Source organism: Pseudorhizobium halotolerans, assembly GCF_902153235.2.
In the GTDB taxonomy this organism is placed as follows: Bacteria; Pseudomonadota; Alphaproteobacteria; order Rhizobiales; family Rhizobiaceae; genus Neorhizobium; species Neorhizobium flavum.
Map to the genome: position 1 here is coordinate 350,585 of NZ_CABFWE030000001.1, position 19,075 is coordinate 369,659.

Sequence of the window (19,075 nt, forward strand, 5' to 3'; positions counted from 1 at the left end):
GTCGATGGATGTCGCTGCATGATGCGTGCCATGTTTAAGTGTTCAACCGGATTAGGCCCGCGAGCATCCAAAGGACAGCAATGGCATTCGCGTCGCGCAGGCCCACCGAGTCACGGCAATCCGGGATAGAATATCTTAAAGTTTATCGGAGAGATTGCAGATTGAACTCGCGGACTCAGCTTATGCAATCAGAGCCCCCTCATCGCGCTCCTAACGCCACCCGTAAGAGGTGGGGGTTGACCTATTACGTCCCGGCCTTACTCGCGATCACGACCGTTCTGATCATCTTCGCCCTCTCCGATTCCGGTCGGCTTTCGCAGCATCGGGAAACCCAGCGCACTAAGGCTTCTGAACAACTGGCCGACGTCATCTCACGCCTCGAAACGAACGTGCACGGGAACGTGAACCTCGTCCACGGTCTTGTCGCAGCAGTTGCGGCCGATCCGCATATGAGCCAGCCCCGCTTTGCAGCGGTTGCGGAAAGGATCTTCGCGGTCCCCTCCCAGCTCCGCAATGTTGCCGGCGCACCGGACTTCGTCGTGCGGTTGATCTACCCCCAGGAGCCCAACAAGGCCAGCCTGGGCCTCGACTACATGGCAACACCCTCCCAGCGAGAGACGGCCGTTCAGGCTGTCGCCCGTCGCCTGGTAATGATCACGGGCCCGGTTGATCTCGTCCAGGGCGGACAGGGACTGATTGCCCGGTACCCTGTCTTCTCGCTCAGTTCCAATCGCTTCTGGGGTCTGGTATCCGTAGTCATTGATCTCAACCGGCTCTACTGGGACAGCAACGTCAACTCGCCGTCCCAGACACTCGATATTGCTATCTCGCGGCGCCCGACGCCGCGCGAGGGTGATGTCTTCTTCGGTCGGCCGGAGCTGTTCTCTGAAGATCCGGTGACGGCAGCGATCGATCTGGGCTACGACAGTTGGTATCTCGCGGCAGTTCCCAAAGGCGGGTGGAGTAGCGAGCCTTCGGACATGTCCCAGTTCCGCTTTCTGGCAGCACTCGTAGCGTTCTTCATCGTCGCCCCTCTGGTGTGGGCGGGGCTGTTGATGCAGCAACGACACCGTAACCATCTGATGCTCCAGGAACGCGAAGAACGACTGGAGGTATTGTCTCGCCGCCTACAACTGGCGCTTGAGGCCTCCAAGATCGGGGTTTGGGAATACCACCCCGAGACAGACAATCTCCTGTGGGATTCGCACATGTGCGACCTCTATGGTCAACCCCATGACCAGAACCAGGGATCGTTCCAGGACTGGGCATCCAAGCTCCATCCCGACGACCTGATCGACGCCCAGGCCACATTCAAGCGGTCGATCGACCAACGTCTCCCCTACCTGAAGGACTTCCGGATAGTCCTGCCCTCCGGAGAGATTCGCCACATCCGCGCTCATGGCGCAGTGGAGGAAGCTCCTGACGGGACAGTGCGGGTCGTCGGTGCCAACTGGGATGTCACCGAGGACATCGCCATGCAGGTCGAGTTGCGGACAGCAAGAGCGAAGGCGGAGGAGCAGAACCGGGAATTGCGGACCACGCGCCGCATCCTCGAGCATCAATCCCTGCACGATGCCCTTACCGGACTGCCGAACCGGCGGTTTCTCGACCAGTTCATGGTCACGGCAGATACTTCCGATCTTTCACAGAAGCTCGCCTTCATTCATATCGATCTGGATCATTTCAAGCATGTGAACGATACGCTTGGGCACGGCACCGGCGACGAGGTACTGAAGGCCGCAACGGCGCGGCTTCGGGAAATTGTCGGCCCGGAGGAGGTCGTGTCCCGGATCGGCGGGGACGAGTTCGTGATCGTCACCTGCGGCCCTGATCCGGCGGACCGGGCGCAGGAAGTGGCCCTTCAGATCGTCGCCATGCTGGCGCGTCCCGTCGAGATTGAAGGCCAGGAGTGCCGTATCGGCTGTAGCGCTGGCATCGCCTGCCAGACCATGGCCGGCGAGACGCCGCAGCAACTGCTGATGAACGCCGATATCGCCCTCTACGAGGCAAAGAAGAAAGGGCGTAACCGCGTCGAGTTCTTCTCTGATGATCTTCGAGCGGTCACGATTCAGACGAAACAGACGGCGGACGAGTTGCTGAGAGCGCTAGAAGGCGACGCGTTCGTCCCCTTCTTCCAACCGCAGTTCGACGCTCAGACCCTCGCTATCAGCGGCGTTGAGGCGCTGGCGCGATGGGAGCACGCCGAACGGGGCATCCTGACGCCCGACAAGTTCCTGGAGGTTGCGGAAGGCCTCGGTCGGGTTGCCGAGATTGACGCGCTGATCCTCGAGAAGTCCCTGTTCCAGATGACGCGCTGGGGCGCCCACGGCATCGAGATCCCAAAGTTATCGGTCAATATTTCAGCGCAGCGTCTCAAGGACCCGAAACTGCTTGGAATGTTGGAAGCCCTTCCCACGGACGGCTATACCGTTGCCTTCGAACTCCTGGAATCCATCTCGTTCGAGGATCAGGAAGAATACTTGAAAGCGGCCATACGCCTGCTCAAGGAGCGCGGCGTACAGGTGGAGATCGATGATTTCGGCTCTGGCCATGCATCCATAGTCAGCCTGCTGGAACTTGCGCCGCACCGCTTGAAGATCGACCGGAAGCTGGTCGCGCCCATCGACGTCTCGGAGTCCCAGAGGCGCCTGGTTGCGTCAATCATCGAGATCGGACGCTCGCTCGGGATCGGGATCGTGGCGGAAGGCGTCGAGACGATGACCCATGCGGAGATCCTGAGGGAGATGGGTTGCCAGACCTTGCAGGGCTACGCCTTCGCCCGTCCGATGTCGTCAGCGGACCTGATGGCATTTGCCGAGGACTGGCAGTCACGCTACCCCGCAACGAAGATACTGGCCAGCTTGCGACGCGCATGATTTATCGTCCGGAGACGCCTCATCAGTACCAGCGGCAGTTGGTGGGTTCGTCTTGGTAAGTCCACGCTGAGGCGCACTGGTCGACAAGGCGCACCACGAGCCCGCAGGAGGAAGCGCATCACCAGTTCCTATCTGAAGCAGAAGGGCTGAGAACGGCTACTTATCCGATGGATTCGCTGGCAAAGCCCGCCTGCAGCTCCAGTTGAACCGCATTCATGAACATTTGAGCCTGATGCGAGATTTCCGCTTCGCACGCCCCAACCTCCCGGAGCGCTGACACCAGCAGAGCCATCTCATTGCGCCAGAACTGGTTGGCCTTCTCACCATGCAGGTCGCGAAGGGTCGCTGCACATCGACGGATGTCTGCAGCGCGGCGATGGGACGGGAATTGGAGAAGGGTCATATCTACTCGTGGCACTGGAACGATTCGGAACTCAGGTGCCAGCTTGGCGTCACTTCCTTCACAAAAGCTGAATCGCAACCTGACCCAGGCATCGGACTGTTCAGGAGTAGCAGAACCCTCCGCCTCTTCGCTCTTTCACACATGCCGCGACAATCATCGCTAACGCTAAATTAATTGCGAATTGAGAATTGTAGATCGACCCCGCCTCGTAGCGCCCATAACAAACATCTCACAGAGGGCACCATGCCAGACCACCGCACAACTGATCTTCAAGACCGACTGCAGTTTGTAGGGCTCGATGCCGCGCAATTGCGCAGCCTTTCCGGCATCCAGCCTCTCATCAGCCGCGTCCTTGGCCCGGCCCTCGACACCTTCTATGGCAAGATCACCCGCCATCCGCACACGGCGAAGTTCTTCAAGGAAAAGTCCCACGTTGCGCATGCCAAGTCCCGCCAGGAAAAGCACTGGACCCTGATTGCTTCGGGAAGCTATCGTGACGACTATGTCGACGGTGTAACGACCGTTGGCAAAACCCATGCGCGCATCGGTCTTGAGCCGCGCTGGTATATTGGTGGCTACGCCCTCATCCTCGAGCAGATCATCAAGGCGGTCGTTCAAGAGGAATTCAAGGGCTTCCTGCACGGTCGCAGGGCCGAGAAACTGAGCAACGACCTTGCCGCCGTCACCAAGGCGGCCCTGGTCGATATGGACTATGCAATCACGGTCTATCTTGATGCTTTGACTGAGGAACGTACTCGGCTCGAAGCCCAGCGCCAGGCGGAAAAAGCAGAACAGGACGCTGCCCTGTCGGCACTCGCCACTGTTCTTTCCCGGCTTGCACAAGGTGATCTCACTTGCCAGGTGAGTGAGCAGCTTGCCCCTCACTTCGACGTACTGAAGGCGAATTTCAACGAGTCCGTGGCAGCGCTTGAAGCGGCGATGCAGGATATCAACCAGGCTGTCTTCGAGGTGCGCGCTGAGGTGGATGGCATCGCGTCGGCTGCCGACAACATGGCCAAGCGGACAGAGCATCAGGCCTCTGCGCTCGAAGAAAGCGCTGCCGCCCTGGAACAGATCACGACGATCTCCGGCCAGTCCGCAAAGCGCGTCATCGAGGTCCAGGCGGTCGTCCAGGAATCGGAATCGGAGACCGTGAAATCGGGGCAAATCGTCAAGGAAGCCATTGCCGCCATGGGGGATATCGAAGGTTCGTCGCAGAAGATGAACCAGATCATCGGTGTCATCGACGAAATCGCCTTCCAGACCAATCTTCTGGCACTCAACGCGGGTGTCGAGGCCGCGCGGGCCGGCGAACAGGGCAAGGGTTTCGCCGTCGTCGCCCAGGAGGTCCGGGAGCTGGCTCAGCGATCCGCTGCTGCCGCGAAGGAAATCAAGGAACTGATCGACCGGTCCTCCGCCGACGTCAAGCGCGGGGTGGATCTCGTCAATCTGACGGGTGAATCGCTCAGTTCCATTGGGAAGCGGGTCGGCTCGATCAACGAGAACATCGCCTCCTTGACGCGATCCGCCCAGGAACAGGCGTCCGGTATTGGCGAGATTAACTCGGCGGTGCGCAGCATGGACCAGATCACCCAACAGAACGCCGCCTTGATGGAGGAGGCGAATGCCTCGGTACAAAGTCTTTCGGCAATTAGCGGGCGCTTGGCTGCACTGATCGGGCGCTTCCGTATCGCAGGAAGTCAGCAGAATGCCACCCCTGCGTCGCCGATAAGAAAAACGGCGGCTTGAGAAGTAGCCTCCGTCGCCGGCGCGCTTCCTAAAATGCGCCGACAGATCAAGAGGCCTCCGTTGGAGGCTTCTTGTGTTTTGGTGACTGCATGCATAGAAGACCAGCAACTGACGAAGCAGCGCCGACAGGAAGGGCAAGCCTTGTCCGCACCCATTGTCCAGCACTCCGATCTTGCCGGAAAGGGTGTCCTCGTGACCGGCGGCGGCTCGGGCATCGGGGCCGCGTTGACCGCGGGATTCGCAGCCCAGGGTGCGAAGGTCGCCTTCATCGACATCGCAGAGGGGCCGAGCCACGAGTTGGTGTCTGAACTCTCCGCTAGATCAATGCACCCGGTGACATACGTCAAAGCTGACCTGAGAAGCGTCGAGCAGGCACAGGATGCCGTTCGGGAAGCTGCAGCCGGCCTCGGCTCCGTTTCCGTACTCGTCAACAATGCCGGCTGGGACGATCGGCATGACGTGGACGAGGTGACCGAGGGCTATTGGGACGAAAGCCAAGCCGTCAATCTGAGGCAGATGTTCTTCGTCACCCAGGCCAGCCTTCCCTATCTGCGGCAGGCGTGCAGCGCATCGATCATCAACTTCTCGTCCATCTCCTATCTTCTCAACATGGGCGACCTGCCTTCCTACGCAGCGGCCAAGGCCGGAATCATCGGCTTGACGAAAAGCCTTGCCGGCCGACTTGGGCCGGAAGGGATCCGAGTGAATGCCATCCTGCCCGGCATGATCGTCACTGAGCGACAGAAGCGTTTGTGGCTAACGGAGGAGAGTATCTCCAGCACCGTTGCCCGGCAATGCTTGAAGCGACCGCTCACGGAAGCTGATCTCGTCGGCCCCTCCCTATTTCTAGCCTCCTCAGCCTCTGCTGGGATGACGGCACAAACCATCATCATCGACGGAGGATTGCTTTGACCACGCCCGCCTATGCCGCCGTGGACTGGGGGACGAGCAGCTTCCGCCTGTGGCTGATGGACCCGGCCGGCAGAATTCTGGCCGAGCGCCGCAGTGGCGAGGGCATGACGTCCGCAGCAAAGATGGGCTTCCCCCAGGTCCTGGAAAGCCACCTGCAGGCGGTCGAAGCCCCGGCGGATCTGCCGGTCATTATCTGTGGGATGGCAGGCGCCCGCCAGGGTTGGATCGAAGCCGGCTACGTGGACGTCCCGGCGCTGCTGCCCGCCGTCCTCTCCGGCGCTGTGGAGGTCCCGGAAAGCAACCGAAGGGTCCACATCCTGCCCGGTCTCGCACAGCGTGCGCCGGAGGCTCCTGACGTGATGCGTGGTGAGGAGACACAACTGCTTGGTGCGATTGGTGGATCTGCGCCAAGCGGTGAGCAGAACGTTTGCATGCCCGGCACGCACTCGAAGTGGGTGCATCTCAGCGGTGAGACGGTCAGCGGATTTTCCACCTACATGACGGGCGAGCTTTTCGAGGTGGCCTCCAAGCATTCGGTGCTGGCGCATTCCCTTGCCGATGCCCGCTCGTTCGACGGCGATCATCCCGTTTTCACTGCAGCGGTCCGCGCAGCCTTCGAAGCCCCGCAGCGTCTCACGAACCTCCTCTTTACGGTTCGGTCCGGCATGCTGCTCGCCGGACTGACGTCCACGGATGCCGCCGCGCGCTTGTCGGGGGTACTAATCGGCGCTGAGCTCGCAGGCGGCTTGTCTTCCTCCGATTCACAGGCCGCCCCCATTCGCCTCGTCGCCTCAGGACGGTTGCGAGGGCTCTACGAGGGTGCATTCGCTGCGGTGTCGCTGCCGTTCACCACGATCGACGCGGACGAGGCCGTTCGCGCCGGCCTTTCGGCGGCCGCCCGTCAGATACTGCCCCTTCAATTGCAGAGGACCACATGATGACGCGCATCCCGTTCCCAGACATGGCCTATCCACTTGTCGCCATCCTGCGAGGTCTGAAGCCGGCGGAAGCAGAAGCGGTGGTCGGCAAACTGATCGAGGCTGGTTTTACGGCAATTGAAATTCCCCTGAACTCTCCCGAACCCTTTCGCTCCATTGAAATTGCCGCAAGACTGGCGCCGGCCGATTGCCTGATCGGCGCCGGCACCGTGCTGACCGTGGAGGATGTGGGACGGCTTGATGGGGCAGGTGGAAGGCTGATGGTGAGCCCGAACGTGGAGCCGGACGTCATTCGCGCAGCTGCCGCGCGGGGCATGGTGACGCTTCCGGGTGTCTTCACACCGACCGAAGCTTTGGCCGCCGCAAGGGCCGGAGCGACCGGCCTCAAGTTCTTTCCCGCCAATGTACTCGGCCCGGCGGGTATCACGGCGATCCGCGCGGTTCTGCCGAAGGACTTGCTGGTTGCCGCCGTCGGCGGTGTTTCCGAAAAGAACTTCCGCGACTACATGGATGCCGGCATCACCGCCTTTGGTCTCGGCTCCAGCCTCTATACACCGGGCATGAGCGCCGCTGAGGTCCTCGAGAGGGCGCAAGCCACGATTGCCGCCTACGATTCCGCATCCACCATGTAGGCCGTAGCACAGGTTCTGCTTGTCAAAGCCTCGCGACGCTCGTAAAACCTATCATACAGGTTTCAGAAGAATGTAGGACATGCTTGAACCTCAGGGTCAGATCAGGAGCGACTATGTGGGCGGCGCGGTCACGGCGATCGCCCGGCTTATTCGTGATCGAGACCTGAAACCAGGTGATCGCCTCCCTGCCGAAGGCACCCTGTCGAAAGAACTTCAGGTATCGCGCACGGTGATTCGTGAAGCCCTCAGATCACTGGCTGCGCTCCATCTTGTCCAGCTTGGCGCCGGCAAGCGCCCGACCGTAGCGCAACTGGATGACGACGCATTCTCGCTCACGATCGAGCACGGCGTGGTAACGGATCAGATCGATATCCAGCAGATCTACGAGGCACGCCGAACCATAGAAGCCCGTACCGCGGCCCTGGCAGCCCTGCGCCGGACGGATGCGGAGGCAAGGGCGATATCGGCTCATGCCCGCGCGATGCTCGAGAGACGTAACGATCCGCGAAAGGTGATGGAGCACGACATTGCCTTGCATCTTGCCATCGCCCACGCCTCCTGCAACCCCCTGTTCGCCTTGATCATCGGTGCCTTCGGCGGCGTCACCCGACAGACGTGGCCGATAGGCTGGAAAAGTCGCACGAGCGACGATGAGCGGCAGGCGATGAGCGAACTCCACGTTGCGATTGCCGACGCAATCGCTGCCGGAGAACCCACAGCAGCAGCGCGCCTGATGGATGAGCATTTCGACCAGAGTATCAAGGCCCTGCTGCGCGCGGGCCTTATCTGACAACAGGAAATCATCATGAAGATCACCCGGCTCGAAACCGTGCGCATCGCCGAGCGCAGCAATCTCCTCTGGGTCCTCGTCCACACCGACGAAGGCATCACGGGGCTCGGGGAGACATTCTTCGGCGCGGAGACGGTGGAAAGCTATATGCACGAATACGTCGCGCCACGCGTCATCGGCCGCGACCCGCTGCAGATCGATCTATTGGCGAACGAATTGGTGGGCTATCTCGGCTTCCGGTCGTCCGGCGCAGAGGTCCGAGGGAATTCTGCCTTCGACATCGCACTTTGGGACATCTTCGGCAAGGTGACGAACCAGCCGATCGCCCAGTTGCTCGGTGGCTTCAGCCGCAAAGAGATCCGGACCTACAACACCTGCGCCGGCACCGAATACATCAAGAAGAACACCGGCCAGACGACCGCAAACTACGGCCTCACCGGAGGCACCGCCTACGACGACCTGAACGGCTTCCTGCACCGCGCCGACGAGTTGGCGGAATCGCTGCTCGCGGACGGCATAACCGCGATGAAGATCTGGCCCTTCGATGCAGCCGCAGAAAAGACGCGCGGCCAATATATCTCGATGCCCGACCTGAAGCTCGCCCTCGAGCCCTTCGAAAAGATCCGCAAGGCTGTCGGCGACAAGATCGATATCATGGTGGAGTTTCACTCCATGTGGCAGCTCCTGCCGGCCATGCAGATCGCCAAGGCGCTCGAGCCATACCAGACCTTCTGGCATGAAGACCCGATCAAGATGGACAGCCTGTCGAGCCTGAAGCGCTATGCCGAAGTCTCGCCGGCGCCGATTTCCGCATCCGAAACGCTGGCGACCCGCTGGGGCTTCCGCGATTACCTGGAAACGGGAGCCGCGGGCATTGTCATGCTCGACATATCCTGGTGCGGCGGCCTGTCGGAGGCGCGCAAGATCGCGTCCATGGCCGAAGCATGGCACCTGCCGGTCGCCCCGCATGACTGCACCGGGCCGGTGGTTCTTTGCGCCTCGACCCACCTATCGCTGAATGCCCCGAATGCCCTTGTCCAGGAAAGTGTCCGCGCCTTCTACAAGACCTGGTACCGCGATCTCGTGACCGCGCTTCCGGAGGTCAAGAATGGCATGATCACCGTTCCGCCGGGTCCCGGCCTTGGCATGGAACTGCATCCGGAGCTAGAGAAGACCTTCACCGTCAGTCGTCGATTCTCCGACGCCTCCACCATCTGACGCCACGCATTTTTTCGGGAGGAATCATGACCAAGATCGCTTCGGCTGCGGCCGGGTTCGGGGTCTCATCTGCAGCCGGGCCGCTGGTCATGTTGCTGGGAATGCTGTTGTTTGCCCTGAACGATGCCATGGGAAAATGGCTCGTGTCCTCCTATGGACTGGGTCAGGTCATCCTGATCCGTAGCGTGGCAGCCCTCATCATTCTGTCGCCGCTGTTGTGGAAGGCGGGTCTCGCCCCCATCGTGAATGCGGAGCGAAAGGGCATGCAGCTTGCCCGGGTACTCTTTTCCACGGGTGAGGTGTTCTGCTTCTACTATGCCGTCATGTACCTGCCGCTGGCCGATGTAATGACGTTCTGGCTCGCGGCTCCGATCTACGTGGCCGCACTTTCTCCATTCCTGTTGGGCGAACGCGTGGGCTGGCGGCGCTGGACAGCGATTGCGATCGGATTTGTCGGTGTCATCATTGCACTTGAGCCCTCGAGCGCCATGTTCACCTTGCCTGCGATCATCTCCATCATCGGCAGTGCAGCATTCGCCTTCATGATGATCTCCGGCCGCTTCCTGCGCGGCACACCGGATACGACGCTGGTTCTGTTCCAAACCGGCGCCGCCGGCTTGGCTGGCCTCATCTTCGCGCCGTTCGACTGGTCGCCCATCCAGTCCCAGACCGACCTTCTGTTGCTCGGGCTGCTTGGCGTCGTGGCAATGTCCGCACACATGCTCGTCAATCGGGCGCTCAAGATGTCCGATGCCGCGACGGTCGCTCCGCTGCAGTATACGCTGCTGCTCTACGCAGTGATCTTCGGGTGGATGTTCTTCGGCGATGTTCCGCGCCTCACAATGATGGTCGGCGCTGCATTGATCATTGCTTCGGGTCTGTTCATTTTCATCCGGGAACAGATGTTGAAGAAGAAACAGGATCGTCCGATGGAGGTGCCGTAAACTTCGCGGTTTCGACGTGCGACCAGGACAGGCCGCCCTTCGGGGCGGCTTTTTCATGCCTCTCGTTCATCTGAAGAGGTGGAAGGTGGGTCACCTGTGCGGGGTGGAAACAAAAAAGAGGCCCGGGACATCGTCCCGAGCCTCTCCTGATGGGCGGCTGCAAACGCAGCCACGCAAGGTAGATCCGTTACTTGCGGATCTCTTCCAGCTTGGCGAGGATACCGTCGACGACATCCGCACCGATGGTTGCCTTGTGCTTCTCGTAAACGACCATCGACTTCTCGCGGATACGAGCCTGCTCTTCCTCAGAGAGGACGTTCACTTCGAGACCGGCTTCCTTGATCTTTTCCAGCGACTTCTTGTTGAGGTCCTGGATGACCTTGCGCTCTTCGTCACGGCCGACGATCGCGCATTCGCGCAGGGCTGCCTGCTCTTCCGGAGTGTACGTATCGAAGATTGCCTTGGAGAACAGGAAGAGGAACGGCGTGTAGGCGTGGTTCGTCTCGGTCACGTACTTCTGCACTTCGTAGAACTTCGAAGTGTCGATCGTAACATAGGGGTTTTCTTGGGCGTCGATCGCATTGGTTTCCAGTGCCGAGAACACCTCACCGAATGCCATCGGCGTAGCGTTGGCGCCAAGGTTCTGGAACGTGTCGAGGAAGATGTCGTTCTGCATGACGCGAACCTTCATCCCTTCGAAGTCTTCCCACTTGGTGACGGGACGAACCGAGTTGGAGAGGTTGCGGAAACCGTTCTCCCAGTAGCCGAGATTGACGAGACCGGCTTCTTCGAGCTTCTGGCTCATCATGTCGCCGAACTCGCCGTCGAGGACCTGATAGGCCTCTTCCGGGCTTGCGAACAGGAACGGCAGGTCGAATACGCCGAGCGCCGGAATGATGCCGACCAGCGGGGACGACGAGGTGACGACGGCTTCCTGGACGCCGGAGCGAAGTGCCTGCGTTGCCTGAAGGTCACCGCCCAGCGCGCCGCCCCAGAATGCAGTCAGCTTCAGCTTGCCGCCCGACTTCTCGTCGAGGCAGGCCTGCATGGCCTTGATGCCGTTGCCGACCGGATGGTCTTCATTGATGCCGTTCGAAACGCGGATGTTGCGGTCGTTGAACTCCGCGAAGGCCGGCGCTGCAGCCGACAGGCCGAACGCAATAGCAGTCGTGGCAAGAAGCATTTTCCTCATGATATATCCTCCCTTGGATAAGTTGTTGAGGGGTTGCGGATCAGTAGAGCCATCGTGCGGGCACGAGGACGATGTCGGGGAACAGGACGAGCAGGAAAAGGACGAGAACCTGCGTGACGAGGAACGGCCATACGCCGACGGTCACCTTTCCGAGAGGGACGCGACCGACGCCGCTGACGACGTTGAGCACGACGCCGACCGGCGGCGTCAGCAGCCCGATGCAAGTGTTCATGATGAACAGCACGCCAAAATAGACCGGATCGATTCCGGCTTGCTTGATGATCGGCATCAACACTGGCGTTAGGATCAAGATCGTAGGCGTCAGGTCGAGTGCAGTCCCGACGACGAGGACCACCAGCATGATCACGAACATCAGCAGCATCGGGCGATCGATCAGGGGCTCGATGAAGCCTGTAATTTCTGCCGGGATGTTAGCCGCAGTGATCAACCATGACGATACAAGTGCGGCGCAGACGAGGAACATGATCACCGCAGTCGTCTTTGCGGCCTGCAGGATGACCCCCGGTAATTCGCGCGGCTTCAACTCGCGATAGATCACCATGCCGACGAAGAGCGCATAGGCCGCGGCGACCACGGCCGCTTCCGTCGGAGTGACGACGCCCATCTTGATCCCGCCAAGGATGATGACGGGCATGCCTAGGGCCCAGAGCGCGCGCCCCGTGGCACGCAGGCGTTCCTTGGCATCAGTGCGCGGCAGCGTCTCAACCTTGTCCTTGCGGACAACGATCAGCCAGGTGATGACGAGTGCAATTCCCATCAACAAACCGGGCACAATGCCGGCCATGAACAATTGGGTAATCGACACGTTGGCCGCGACGCCGAAAACGATGAAGGCCATCGATGGCGGAATGACAGGCGCAATCACGCCGCCTGCAGCGATCAGGCCAGCCGAACGCGGCACGTTGTAGCCAGCCTTGGCCATCATAGGAATAAGGATAGCCGCGAGTGCGGCAGTGTCGGCGGCAGCAGAGCCAGAGATACTGGCCATGATAACGGCTGCCATGATGGCAACGATACCGAGTCCGCCACGAATGTGGCCGACGCATGCGATCGCAAAGTCGATGATGCGCCGCGATAGACCTCCGGCGTTCATGAGTTCGCCGGCGAGAATGAAGAAGGGGATAGCGAGGAGCGTGAAAGTATCCGCGCCCGCGATCATGTTCTGGGCTATGATCTGCGTGTTGAACATGCCCATGTACCACATGAGCATCACGCCGCAGAACATCAGGGAGAAGGCAACCGGGACGCCGATCGCCATGGCGCCGAGAAGCGATACTATAAAGACACCCAGAGTCATTTATGTGCGCTCCGACAGCTGCTCGAGTGACATGTGCTCTCCGGCGAAGGCGGCGATTTCCTCTTCCGTGATCCTGCCGGTCAGCAGGCGGAACAGGCGCTCCAATGCGATAATGACAACGCCGGCGCCGGTAAAGAAGCCGATGCCATAGACCCAGATCATCGGCAGCTTGGTAACGGGGGCCACCATGCTGGCATTGATCGGTGCCTGCTTCCAGGTTCCCCAGAAGAAGATAGCCGACACGGCAATGATGATGATGTTCGACAGGATCATGCAGATGATGCGTCCACGGCGTCCGAACATCATCACCAGCGTCTCGACGCCCACATGGGAATGTTCACGAAACGTAACCACGGCGCCAATGAACGTCACCCATACGAAAAAGTACCGCGACAGCTCATCGGACACGTTCAGTCCCGAGTTGAAGCCGTAGCGCAGTACGACGTTCAGGAATACCATGATGGCCATGCCGGAAAGCAGCACGATCAGCAGGAATTCTAGAAACTTATAGAAAAGATCGATCGCCCTTTGCATCGTGTCCCTCCCGTTGATTACAAGAGCCCACGCTGGGCCAGGTTCTTCATCAAGGCCCCGAGGCCGAAGCTCCACTTCGGGCAGCGGTCGCTGGTTTCCACCCAATTTATAAGTCGACCAAGCCGCGGCGTCGAGATTTCCACGCGATCACCTATCTCATGGGTGAATCCGAGCCCCGCCCCGCGACGATCCTTGACCGGCGCGAACATGGTCCCGAGGAAGAAGACGACGCCGTCCGGGTATTGATGGTTCTCGTTGAGCAACTGGCCCACGAGGTCTTCCGGCGACCGGCTGATAGCGGCCATCGGGCTCAGTCCAGTCATCCTGAAGCCATCGCTGCCCTCAACATCAAGCGACACTTCGGCCTGCTTGACATCCTCCAGGGTGAAGCGATCGTCGAACAGGCGGATGAACGGCCCGAGTGCGCAGGAGGCGTTATTGTCCTTGGCCTTGCTGAGGAGAAGGGCAGACCGTCCCTCGAAGTCGCGCAGGTTCACGTCGTTGCCGAGCGTTGCGCCGACGATCCTGCCGGCCGAGGTGACGGCCAGGACCACCTCCGGCTCGGGATTATTCCAGTCCGACTTCGGGTGAATGCCGATGGTCGCGCCACAGCCGACGGAGGACATGGGCTGCGCCTTGGTGAAGATCTCCGCATCCGGTCCGATGCCGACTTCCAGGTACTGCGACCACAGGCCAAGCTCCTGGAGGAGCTTCTTGACTTCGGCAGCCTTCTCCGAGCCGGCGACGAGCCCTTTCAGGTTGTCGCCCAGCACCGGCGCCAGCCGGCCGCGGATCTCCTGTGCCCGGAGCGGATCGCCCTTGGCCTGCTCTTCGATCACGCGTTCAAGCATACTGTCGGCAAAGGTCACGCCAGCGGCCTTGATCGCCTGCAGGTCGGCCGGGGCAAGAAGATCGCCCGCAGAGCCGTCCAGGAACTGGTCCAGGGTCCCGAGCGCGTTGAGGTCTGTGGCGGTTCGAAGACGGGCCACTAGGTCTTCATGCTCGAGAAGTCCGGATAGCGTCGGCGCCAATGGCGAAAGATCGAAGATGCTGCCCGACCTGTAGAGAACGGGGCAGGGGCCATTGCCAGCCTTCGACCAAACCCGGCCAACCAGCAGAGCATCATCTGCATCTTGCGGCAGGATAGACTGTGCGCGCAACATCGTCTCGGACTTCACCAATTTTCCTCCTTGGCGGGAGATGCCAAATCTCCCTGATTGTCAGGATGTCTGACAAGCGTCGGCGTTTCTAGTATGACTTTTCCGCCCTGTCCAGTCACCAGCCCCCTTCTAGGGAAAACTGGGTAAATGTCGGCAGAGAAAGATCAGCAAGTTTCCAGGGTAAGATCCAAGCGCCCCGCAGCCTTGATCAGGTGCTGGCGCATGGCATCGCGCGCCCTGGCCGGGTCACGGCTGACGATGGCATCGCGGATCGCCACGTGCTCTGCAATGGTGACCTCAACGATCTCCTCCAGAACGGCTTTGGCACGAGCAGCCTTGATTGCGAGGCTTATTCGTTCGGCGATGAAGCCAATGAAGAGGGGAAAATATTCGTTTTGAGTTGCTGTGGCGACGACTCGATGGAACGCCAGATCGGCAACAATCCCCTGCTCGGTCCACTTTTCGGCACCCGTCATCTGCTCAAGCGTTTCGTCAAGGCGCGCAAGATCGTCCGCGGTATGGTGCAACGCTGCAAGTCCCGCAGCTTCGATTTCCAGCGGCATACGCAGCTGGTAGAGGTTCTTGAATGCTTCGCGGTCGGTCAGGTCACCCTGCTCTATCCTCAGCGATTGCCGCTGACCAAACTCGGTAGCGAAGGCTCCGACACCCTGCCTCGTCTCGACGAGACCTTCGTTCCGCAGCTGGGCGATCGCCTCCCGGACCACCGATCGGCTGACCCCGAAGGTCTTGGCCAGCAGATGCTCGGTCGGAAGCTTCTCACCGGGTGCTATCCGCCCCTCCAGGATCTCCCGGCCGATCTGGCCGGCGATCCGCGCCGGCAGATGCTCACTGCGTCTGATCTGGTTGAAATCGGCAACAGCCACGTCCGCCCTCCCCTGGCATCACCCCTAGTTCTACGAGTTCGTGGAAAATTTCAATTGGCAGCCGGGGTTCATCATCATGTCCGGATCGATTGCCTTCTTCAGCGCGGTCAGCAACTGGCGCCGCACCGGCGACAGGCGCGCCTCGAAATCGGCCCGCTTCAAGCGGCCGATACCGTGCTCGGCGCTGATACTCCCCTGATAACGGTCGAGTACAGCGTTGATCGCGCCCTTCGCCTTGTAGATCTGCTCGATCCTCTGCTCCAGCGTCGCCTCGGCCGCCGGAAGGACGTTGAGGTGAACATTGCCGTCGCCAACATGGCCATAGGAGACGCAGGTCGATCCCCGCACGGCTTCCGCGACCGCCTTCTCCGCCTCGGCGACGAAGTTCGCCAGCTGCGACAGCTTGACGGAGACATCGGTCCGCAGATGCATGCCGCGCTTCGCCTGCCCTTCGTTCATGCCCTCGCGAATGAGCCACAGGTTGCGGGCCTGCGTCTGCGATGCCGCAATCGTGCCATCGAGCACGATGCCCTCCTCCATGACTGCCTCGAGGAAGCGGCCCATGAGGTCGTCGATATCGACGAGACCGGAGCCGGATATCTCCATCAAAACATAGGCGGGATAGTCGGCGGCGATCGGGATCGGCAGGTCCGGCATCGCCTCCTTCGCCAGTGTGAAGGCCAGCGGCGGCATGAACTCGAAGGCGGACATCAGGTCGCAGCAGTCGCGGCGCGCCCGGCGGAACAATTTGATGGCGTCATCGAGCGAGGCAAGCCCGAGAAGCGCCGTCGCCACCTGGTCCGGATAGGGCGTCAGCTTTACGGAGACGGCCGTGATGATGCCCAGTGTTCCCTCGGCTCCGATGAACAACTGCTTCAGGTCGATACCGCGATTGTCCTTTCGCAGCGTCGATAGCCCGTCAAAGATGCTGCCGTCCGGCAGTACCACTTCGAGGCCGAAGATCAGCTCACGCGTCATCCCGTAGCGCAAGACATTGATGCCCCCCGCATTTGTGGAGACATTCCCGCCGATCCGGCACGTGCCCTGGGCGCCGAGTGCAAGCGGAAAGAACATTTCTTTTTCCGCGATCGCGTCCTTGAGCTCGGAGAGGATGCAGCCGGCTTCGACCACGGCGGAAAAATCGTCCGCATCGATCTGTCGGATCCTGTTCATCCGCTCAAGGCACAGCACCACCTGGTTGGCATCCGCATCCGGGACGGCGCCGAGAACAAGGCCGGTATTGCCCCCCTGGGGCACGATCGATAGGCCAAGTTCGCTGCACAACTTTACTGCCTGCGCCACCTGCTCCGTCGAGCGCGGCCTTAGGACCGCCACCGCGTTGCTGGTCACGTCACCGTGCCAATCCCGGCAGTAGGGAAGCATCTCATCGCTCTCGCTGAGGACGATGTCGTCGCCCAGCGTGCTGCGCAGCTTTACCCGCCATTCGGCCATGGAAGCGGTAGTATCCTGTATCATGTGCCTCGTGCCCCTGCTCGCCGCCGGCATCGATTACGTGGATCGGCGAGCCCGGCGGCATGGAAATAACAGTTTTCAATGCGACCATATAAAGTTATCAGACAACCTTACAAGCAGGATCTTAGTCGCACCTGAGGCCCCTCAGGCAGCGACACTTCGCCAGGAGGGAAAGCACCCCATGCACATTCTCATCATCGGGGCCGCCGGTATGGTTGGCCGCAAGCTCACGCAGCGACTCGTCGCGGACAAGACGCTCGGCGGAAAGGCGGTCGACAAGTTGACACTCGTCGATGTGGTGAAGCCGGAACCCCCGGCTGGCTTTTCGGGTGTCGTGGACGCGCGCGAAAGCGACCTTTCGGCACCGGGCGAAGCCGAGAAGCTGGTTGCCGGTCGCCCCGATGTCATCTTCCACCTCGCCGCCATCGTTTCCGGTGAGGCAGAGCTCGACTTCGACAAGGGCTACCGCATCAACCTGGACGGCACCCGCTATCTCTTCGATGCAATCCGCCTGGCCCATAACGCCGACGGCTATAAGCCCCGCGTCGTCTTCACCTCCTCGATCGCCGTCGTCGGAGCACCGCTGCCCTTCCCGATCCCGGACGATTTCCACCTCACCCCGCTGACGAGCTACGGCACCCAGAAGGCAATCTGCGAACTGCTGCTGTCCGATTACACCCGCCGCGGCTTCTTCGATGGCATTGGCATTCGCCTGCCGACGATCTGCATCCGGCCGGGCAAGCCGAACAAGGCAGCTTCTGGCTTCTTCTCCAACATCCTGCGCGAGCCATTGGTAGGACAGGAAGCGGTGCTTCCTGTCTCCGAAGACGTTCGCCATTGGCATACGTCGCCGCGCTCCGCGGTCGGCTTCCTGATCCATGGCGCAACCATGGATCTCGACAAGGTCGGTCCGCGCCGCAATCTTTCGATGCCCGGTCTCAGCGCGACGGTCGGCGAGCAGATCGAAGCATTGCGCCGCGTTGCCGGCGACAAGGCAGTCGCGCTGATCCGCCGCGAGCCCGACGAGATGATCATGAAGATGGTCGCCGGCTGGGCACCTGGCTTCGAGGCGAAACGGGCGAGGGAACTGGGCTTTACCGCCGAGACCTCCTTCGACGAGATCATTCGGGTCCACATCGAGGATGAACTGGGAGGCAAGCTGCCATGACGGCCAAGAAGAAGATTGCCTTTCTGGGCACCGGCTTGATGGGCGCACCCATGGTGCGCTGCCTCCTGAAGGCCGGTTTTCCCGTCACCGTATGGAACCGCGACGGCGCGAAGGCCGCTCCCCTTGTCGCGGACGGCGCGCGGCAGGTGCATTCACCTTCCGAAGCCGCGGCGGAGGCGGACGTTGTCTTCACGATGCTGACGAACGGCGCGGCGGTCAGCGAAATCCTGTTCGACAAGGGCGTGGCAGACGCCATGCCGAAGGATGCGATCTTCGTGGATTGCAGTTCCCTCGCCCCGCCGATCGCGAAGGAAAACGCCGATCGCCTAGCCGACCGGGGGATCCGCAGCCTCGACGCACCAGTTTCCGGCGGCACCGCCGGCGCTGCCGCTGGCACGCTTGCCATCATGGCCGGCGGTGATGCCGCCGATGTCGCAGCATTGAGCGACGTCTTCGCCGCCCTCGGCCGCGTCACGCATGTCGGCCCGAGCGGCGCAGGCCAGATTTGCAAGCTCGCCAACCAGCAGATCGTCGCCGTCACCATCGGCGCGGTCGCAGAGGCGATGATCCTGGCCGAAGCCGGTGGCGCTTCGCGTGCCGCCTTCCGGGACGCGATCCGCGGTGGCTTTGCCGAAAGCCGTATTCTTGAGCTGCACGGCCAGCGAATGGTCGAGCGGAACTTCGTTCCCGGCGGTGCATCCGCCAACCAGCTCAAGGATCTCGACGCGGTCATGGCCATGGCCGAAAGCCTGTCGCTGACCCTGCCGCTGACCCGTCAGGTCCGCCAGGAGTTCGCCGATTTCGTGGCCGAAGGCGGCGCCGAAAAGGACCATAGCGGCCTCCTCCTTCATCTCGAAGAGCTCAACCGGAAAGATCAGGCATAG

17 protein-coding genes are annotated in these 19,075 nt (G+C 61.0%); 10 read left to right on the top strand and 7 right to left on the bottom strand.

Annotated elements, in window-relative coordinates; translation table 11 throughout:
- Nucleotides 1-236: 236 nt before the first annotated feature.
- Nucleotides 237-2,876: a bifunctional diguanylate cyclase/phosphodiesterase gene (locus tag FN060_RS01625; RefSeq protein WP_183949715.1), complete on the top strand. Its 2,640-nt coding sequence runs from the start codon at nt 237-239 to the stop codon at nt 2,874-2,876.
- Nucleotides 2,877-3,036: 160 nt separating this feature from the next.
- Here the strand turns inward: FN060_RS01625 and FN060_RS01630 are convergent, their stop codons facing one another.
- Entirely contained in the window at nt 3,037-3,279 is a 243-nt protein-coding gene (locus FN060_RS01630) for a DUF6074 family protein (protein ID WP_052640660.1), read from the bottom strand.
- A gap of 243 nt (nt 3,280-3,522) precedes the next feature.
- On the opposite strand from FN060_RS01630, the gene FN060_RS01635 reads away from it, so the two are divergent.
- The 7 genes from FN060_RS01635 to FN060_RS01665 all read left to right on the top strand — a co-directional run bounded on the left by FN060_RS01635 (nt 3,523) and on the right by FN060_RS01665 (nt 10,462).
- On the top strand, nt 3,523-5,028 hold the full coding sequence (locus FN060_RS01635) for a globin-coupled sensor protein (protein WP_142586592.1): 1,506 nt from the start codon (nt 3,523-3,525) through the stop codon (nt 5,026-5,028).
- Between the two features lie 141 nt (nt 5,029-5,169).
- Nucleotides 5,170-5,940, top strand: a complete 771-nt coding sequence (locus tag FN060_RS01640; RefSeq protein ID WP_244665657.1) for an SDR family NAD(P)-dependent oxidoreductase — start codon at nt 5,170-5,172, stop codon at nt 5,938-5,940.
- The gene (locus FN060_RS01645; RefSeq protein ID WP_142586594.1) at nt 5,937-6,878 is read left to right on the top strand and encodes a 2-dehydro-3-deoxygalactonokinase; all 942 of its coding nucleotides are present in this window, start codon (nt 5,937-5,939) and stop codon (nt 6,876-6,878) included. Before FN060_RS01640 ends, FN060_RS01645 begins: the two co-directional genes overlap by 4 nt.
- Nucleotides 6,878-7,510 (top strand): 2-dehydro-3-deoxy-6-phosphogalactonate aldolase, encoded by a 633-nt coding sequence (locus tag FN060_RS01650; RefSeq protein ID WP_183949713.1) that lies wholly within the window; start codon nt 6,878-6,880, stop codon nt 7,508-7,510. Before FN060_RS01645 ends, FN060_RS01650 begins: the two co-directional genes overlap by 1 nt.
- Before the next feature lie 79 nt (nt 7,511-7,589).
- The gene (locus FN060_RS01655) at nt 7,590-8,300 is read left to right on the top strand and encodes a FadR/GntR family transcriptional regulator (RefSeq protein WP_142586596.1); all 711 of its coding nucleotides are present in this window, start codon (nt 7,590-7,592) and stop codon (nt 8,298-8,300) included.
- A 15-nt stretch (nt 8,301-8,315) separates the two neighbouring features.
- Nucleotides 8,316-9,518, top strand: coding sequence for a mandelate racemase/muconate lactonizing enzyme family protein (locus FN060_RS01660; RefSeq protein ID WP_142586597.1), 1,203 nt, complete (start codon nt 8,316-8,318; stop codon nt 9,516-9,518).
- 26 nt (nt 9,519-9,544) lie between these two features.
- Nucleotides 9,545-10,462 (top strand): DMT family transporter, encoded by a 918-nt coding sequence (locus FN060_RS01665; protein WP_210310668.1) that lies wholly within the window; start codon nt 9,545-9,547, stop codon nt 10,460-10,462.
- Nucleotides 10,463-10,649: 187 nt separating this feature from the next.
- Here the strand turns inward: FN060_RS01665 and FN060_RS01670 are convergent, their stop codons facing one another.
- From FN060_RS01670 to FN060_RS01695, 6 genes are all read right to left on the bottom strand, one after another.
- Nucleotides 10,650-11,654, bottom strand: coding sequence for a TRAP transporter substrate-binding protein (locus tag FN060_RS01670; RefSeq protein ID WP_142586598.1), 1,005 nt, complete (start codon nt 11,652-11,654; stop codon nt 10,650-10,652).
- A gap of 40 nt (nt 11,655-11,694) precedes the next feature.
- Nucleotides 11,695-12,972, bottom strand: coding sequence for a TRAP transporter large permease (locus FN060_RS01675; RefSeq protein WP_142586599.1), 1,278 nt, complete (start codon nt 12,970-12,972; stop codon nt 11,695-11,697).
- Entirely contained in the window at nt 12,973-13,506 is a 534-nt protein-coding gene (locus FN060_RS01680; protein ID WP_142586600.1) for a TRAP transporter small permease, read from the bottom strand.
- A 17-nt stretch (nt 13,507-13,523) separates the two neighbouring features.
- On the bottom strand, nt 13,524-14,669 hold the full coding sequence (locus FN060_RS01685) for a fumarylacetoacetate hydrolase family protein (RefSeq protein ID WP_142586757.1): 1,146 nt from the start codon (nt 14,667-14,669) through the stop codon (nt 13,524-13,526).
- A 161-nt stretch (nt 14,670-14,830) separates the two neighbouring features.
- A complete protein-coding gene (locus FN060_RS01690) occupies nt 14,831-15,550 on the bottom strand; it encodes a FadR/GntR family transcriptional regulator (RefSeq protein ID WP_052640669.1) in 720 nt (239 codons plus the stop codon).
- Nucleotides 15,551-15,580: 30 nt separating this feature from the next.
- A complete protein-coding gene (locus FN060_RS01695; protein WP_142586601.1) occupies nt 15,581-17,026 on the bottom strand; it encodes an FAD-binding oxidoreductase in 1,446 nt (481 codons plus the stop codon).
- A 178-nt stretch (nt 17,027-17,204) separates the two neighbouring features.
- Here FN060_RS01695 and denD point away from each other — a divergent pair, with 178 nt between their 5' ends.
- A complete protein-coding gene (gene denD, locus FN060_RS01700; RefSeq protein WP_142586602.1) occupies nt 17,205-18,191 on the top strand; it encodes a D-erythronate dehydrogenase in 987 nt (328 codons plus the stop codon).
- Nucleotides 18,188-19,075 carry an NAD(P)-dependent oxidoreductase gene (locus FN060_RS01705; RefSeq protein ID WP_142586603.1) on the top strand — a complete coding sequence of 296 codons (888 nt, stop codon included), beginning with the start codon at nt 18,188-18,190 and terminating at the stop codon, nt 19,073-19,075. The genes denD and FN060_RS01705 overlap by 4 nt, the downstream gene beginning before the upstream one ends.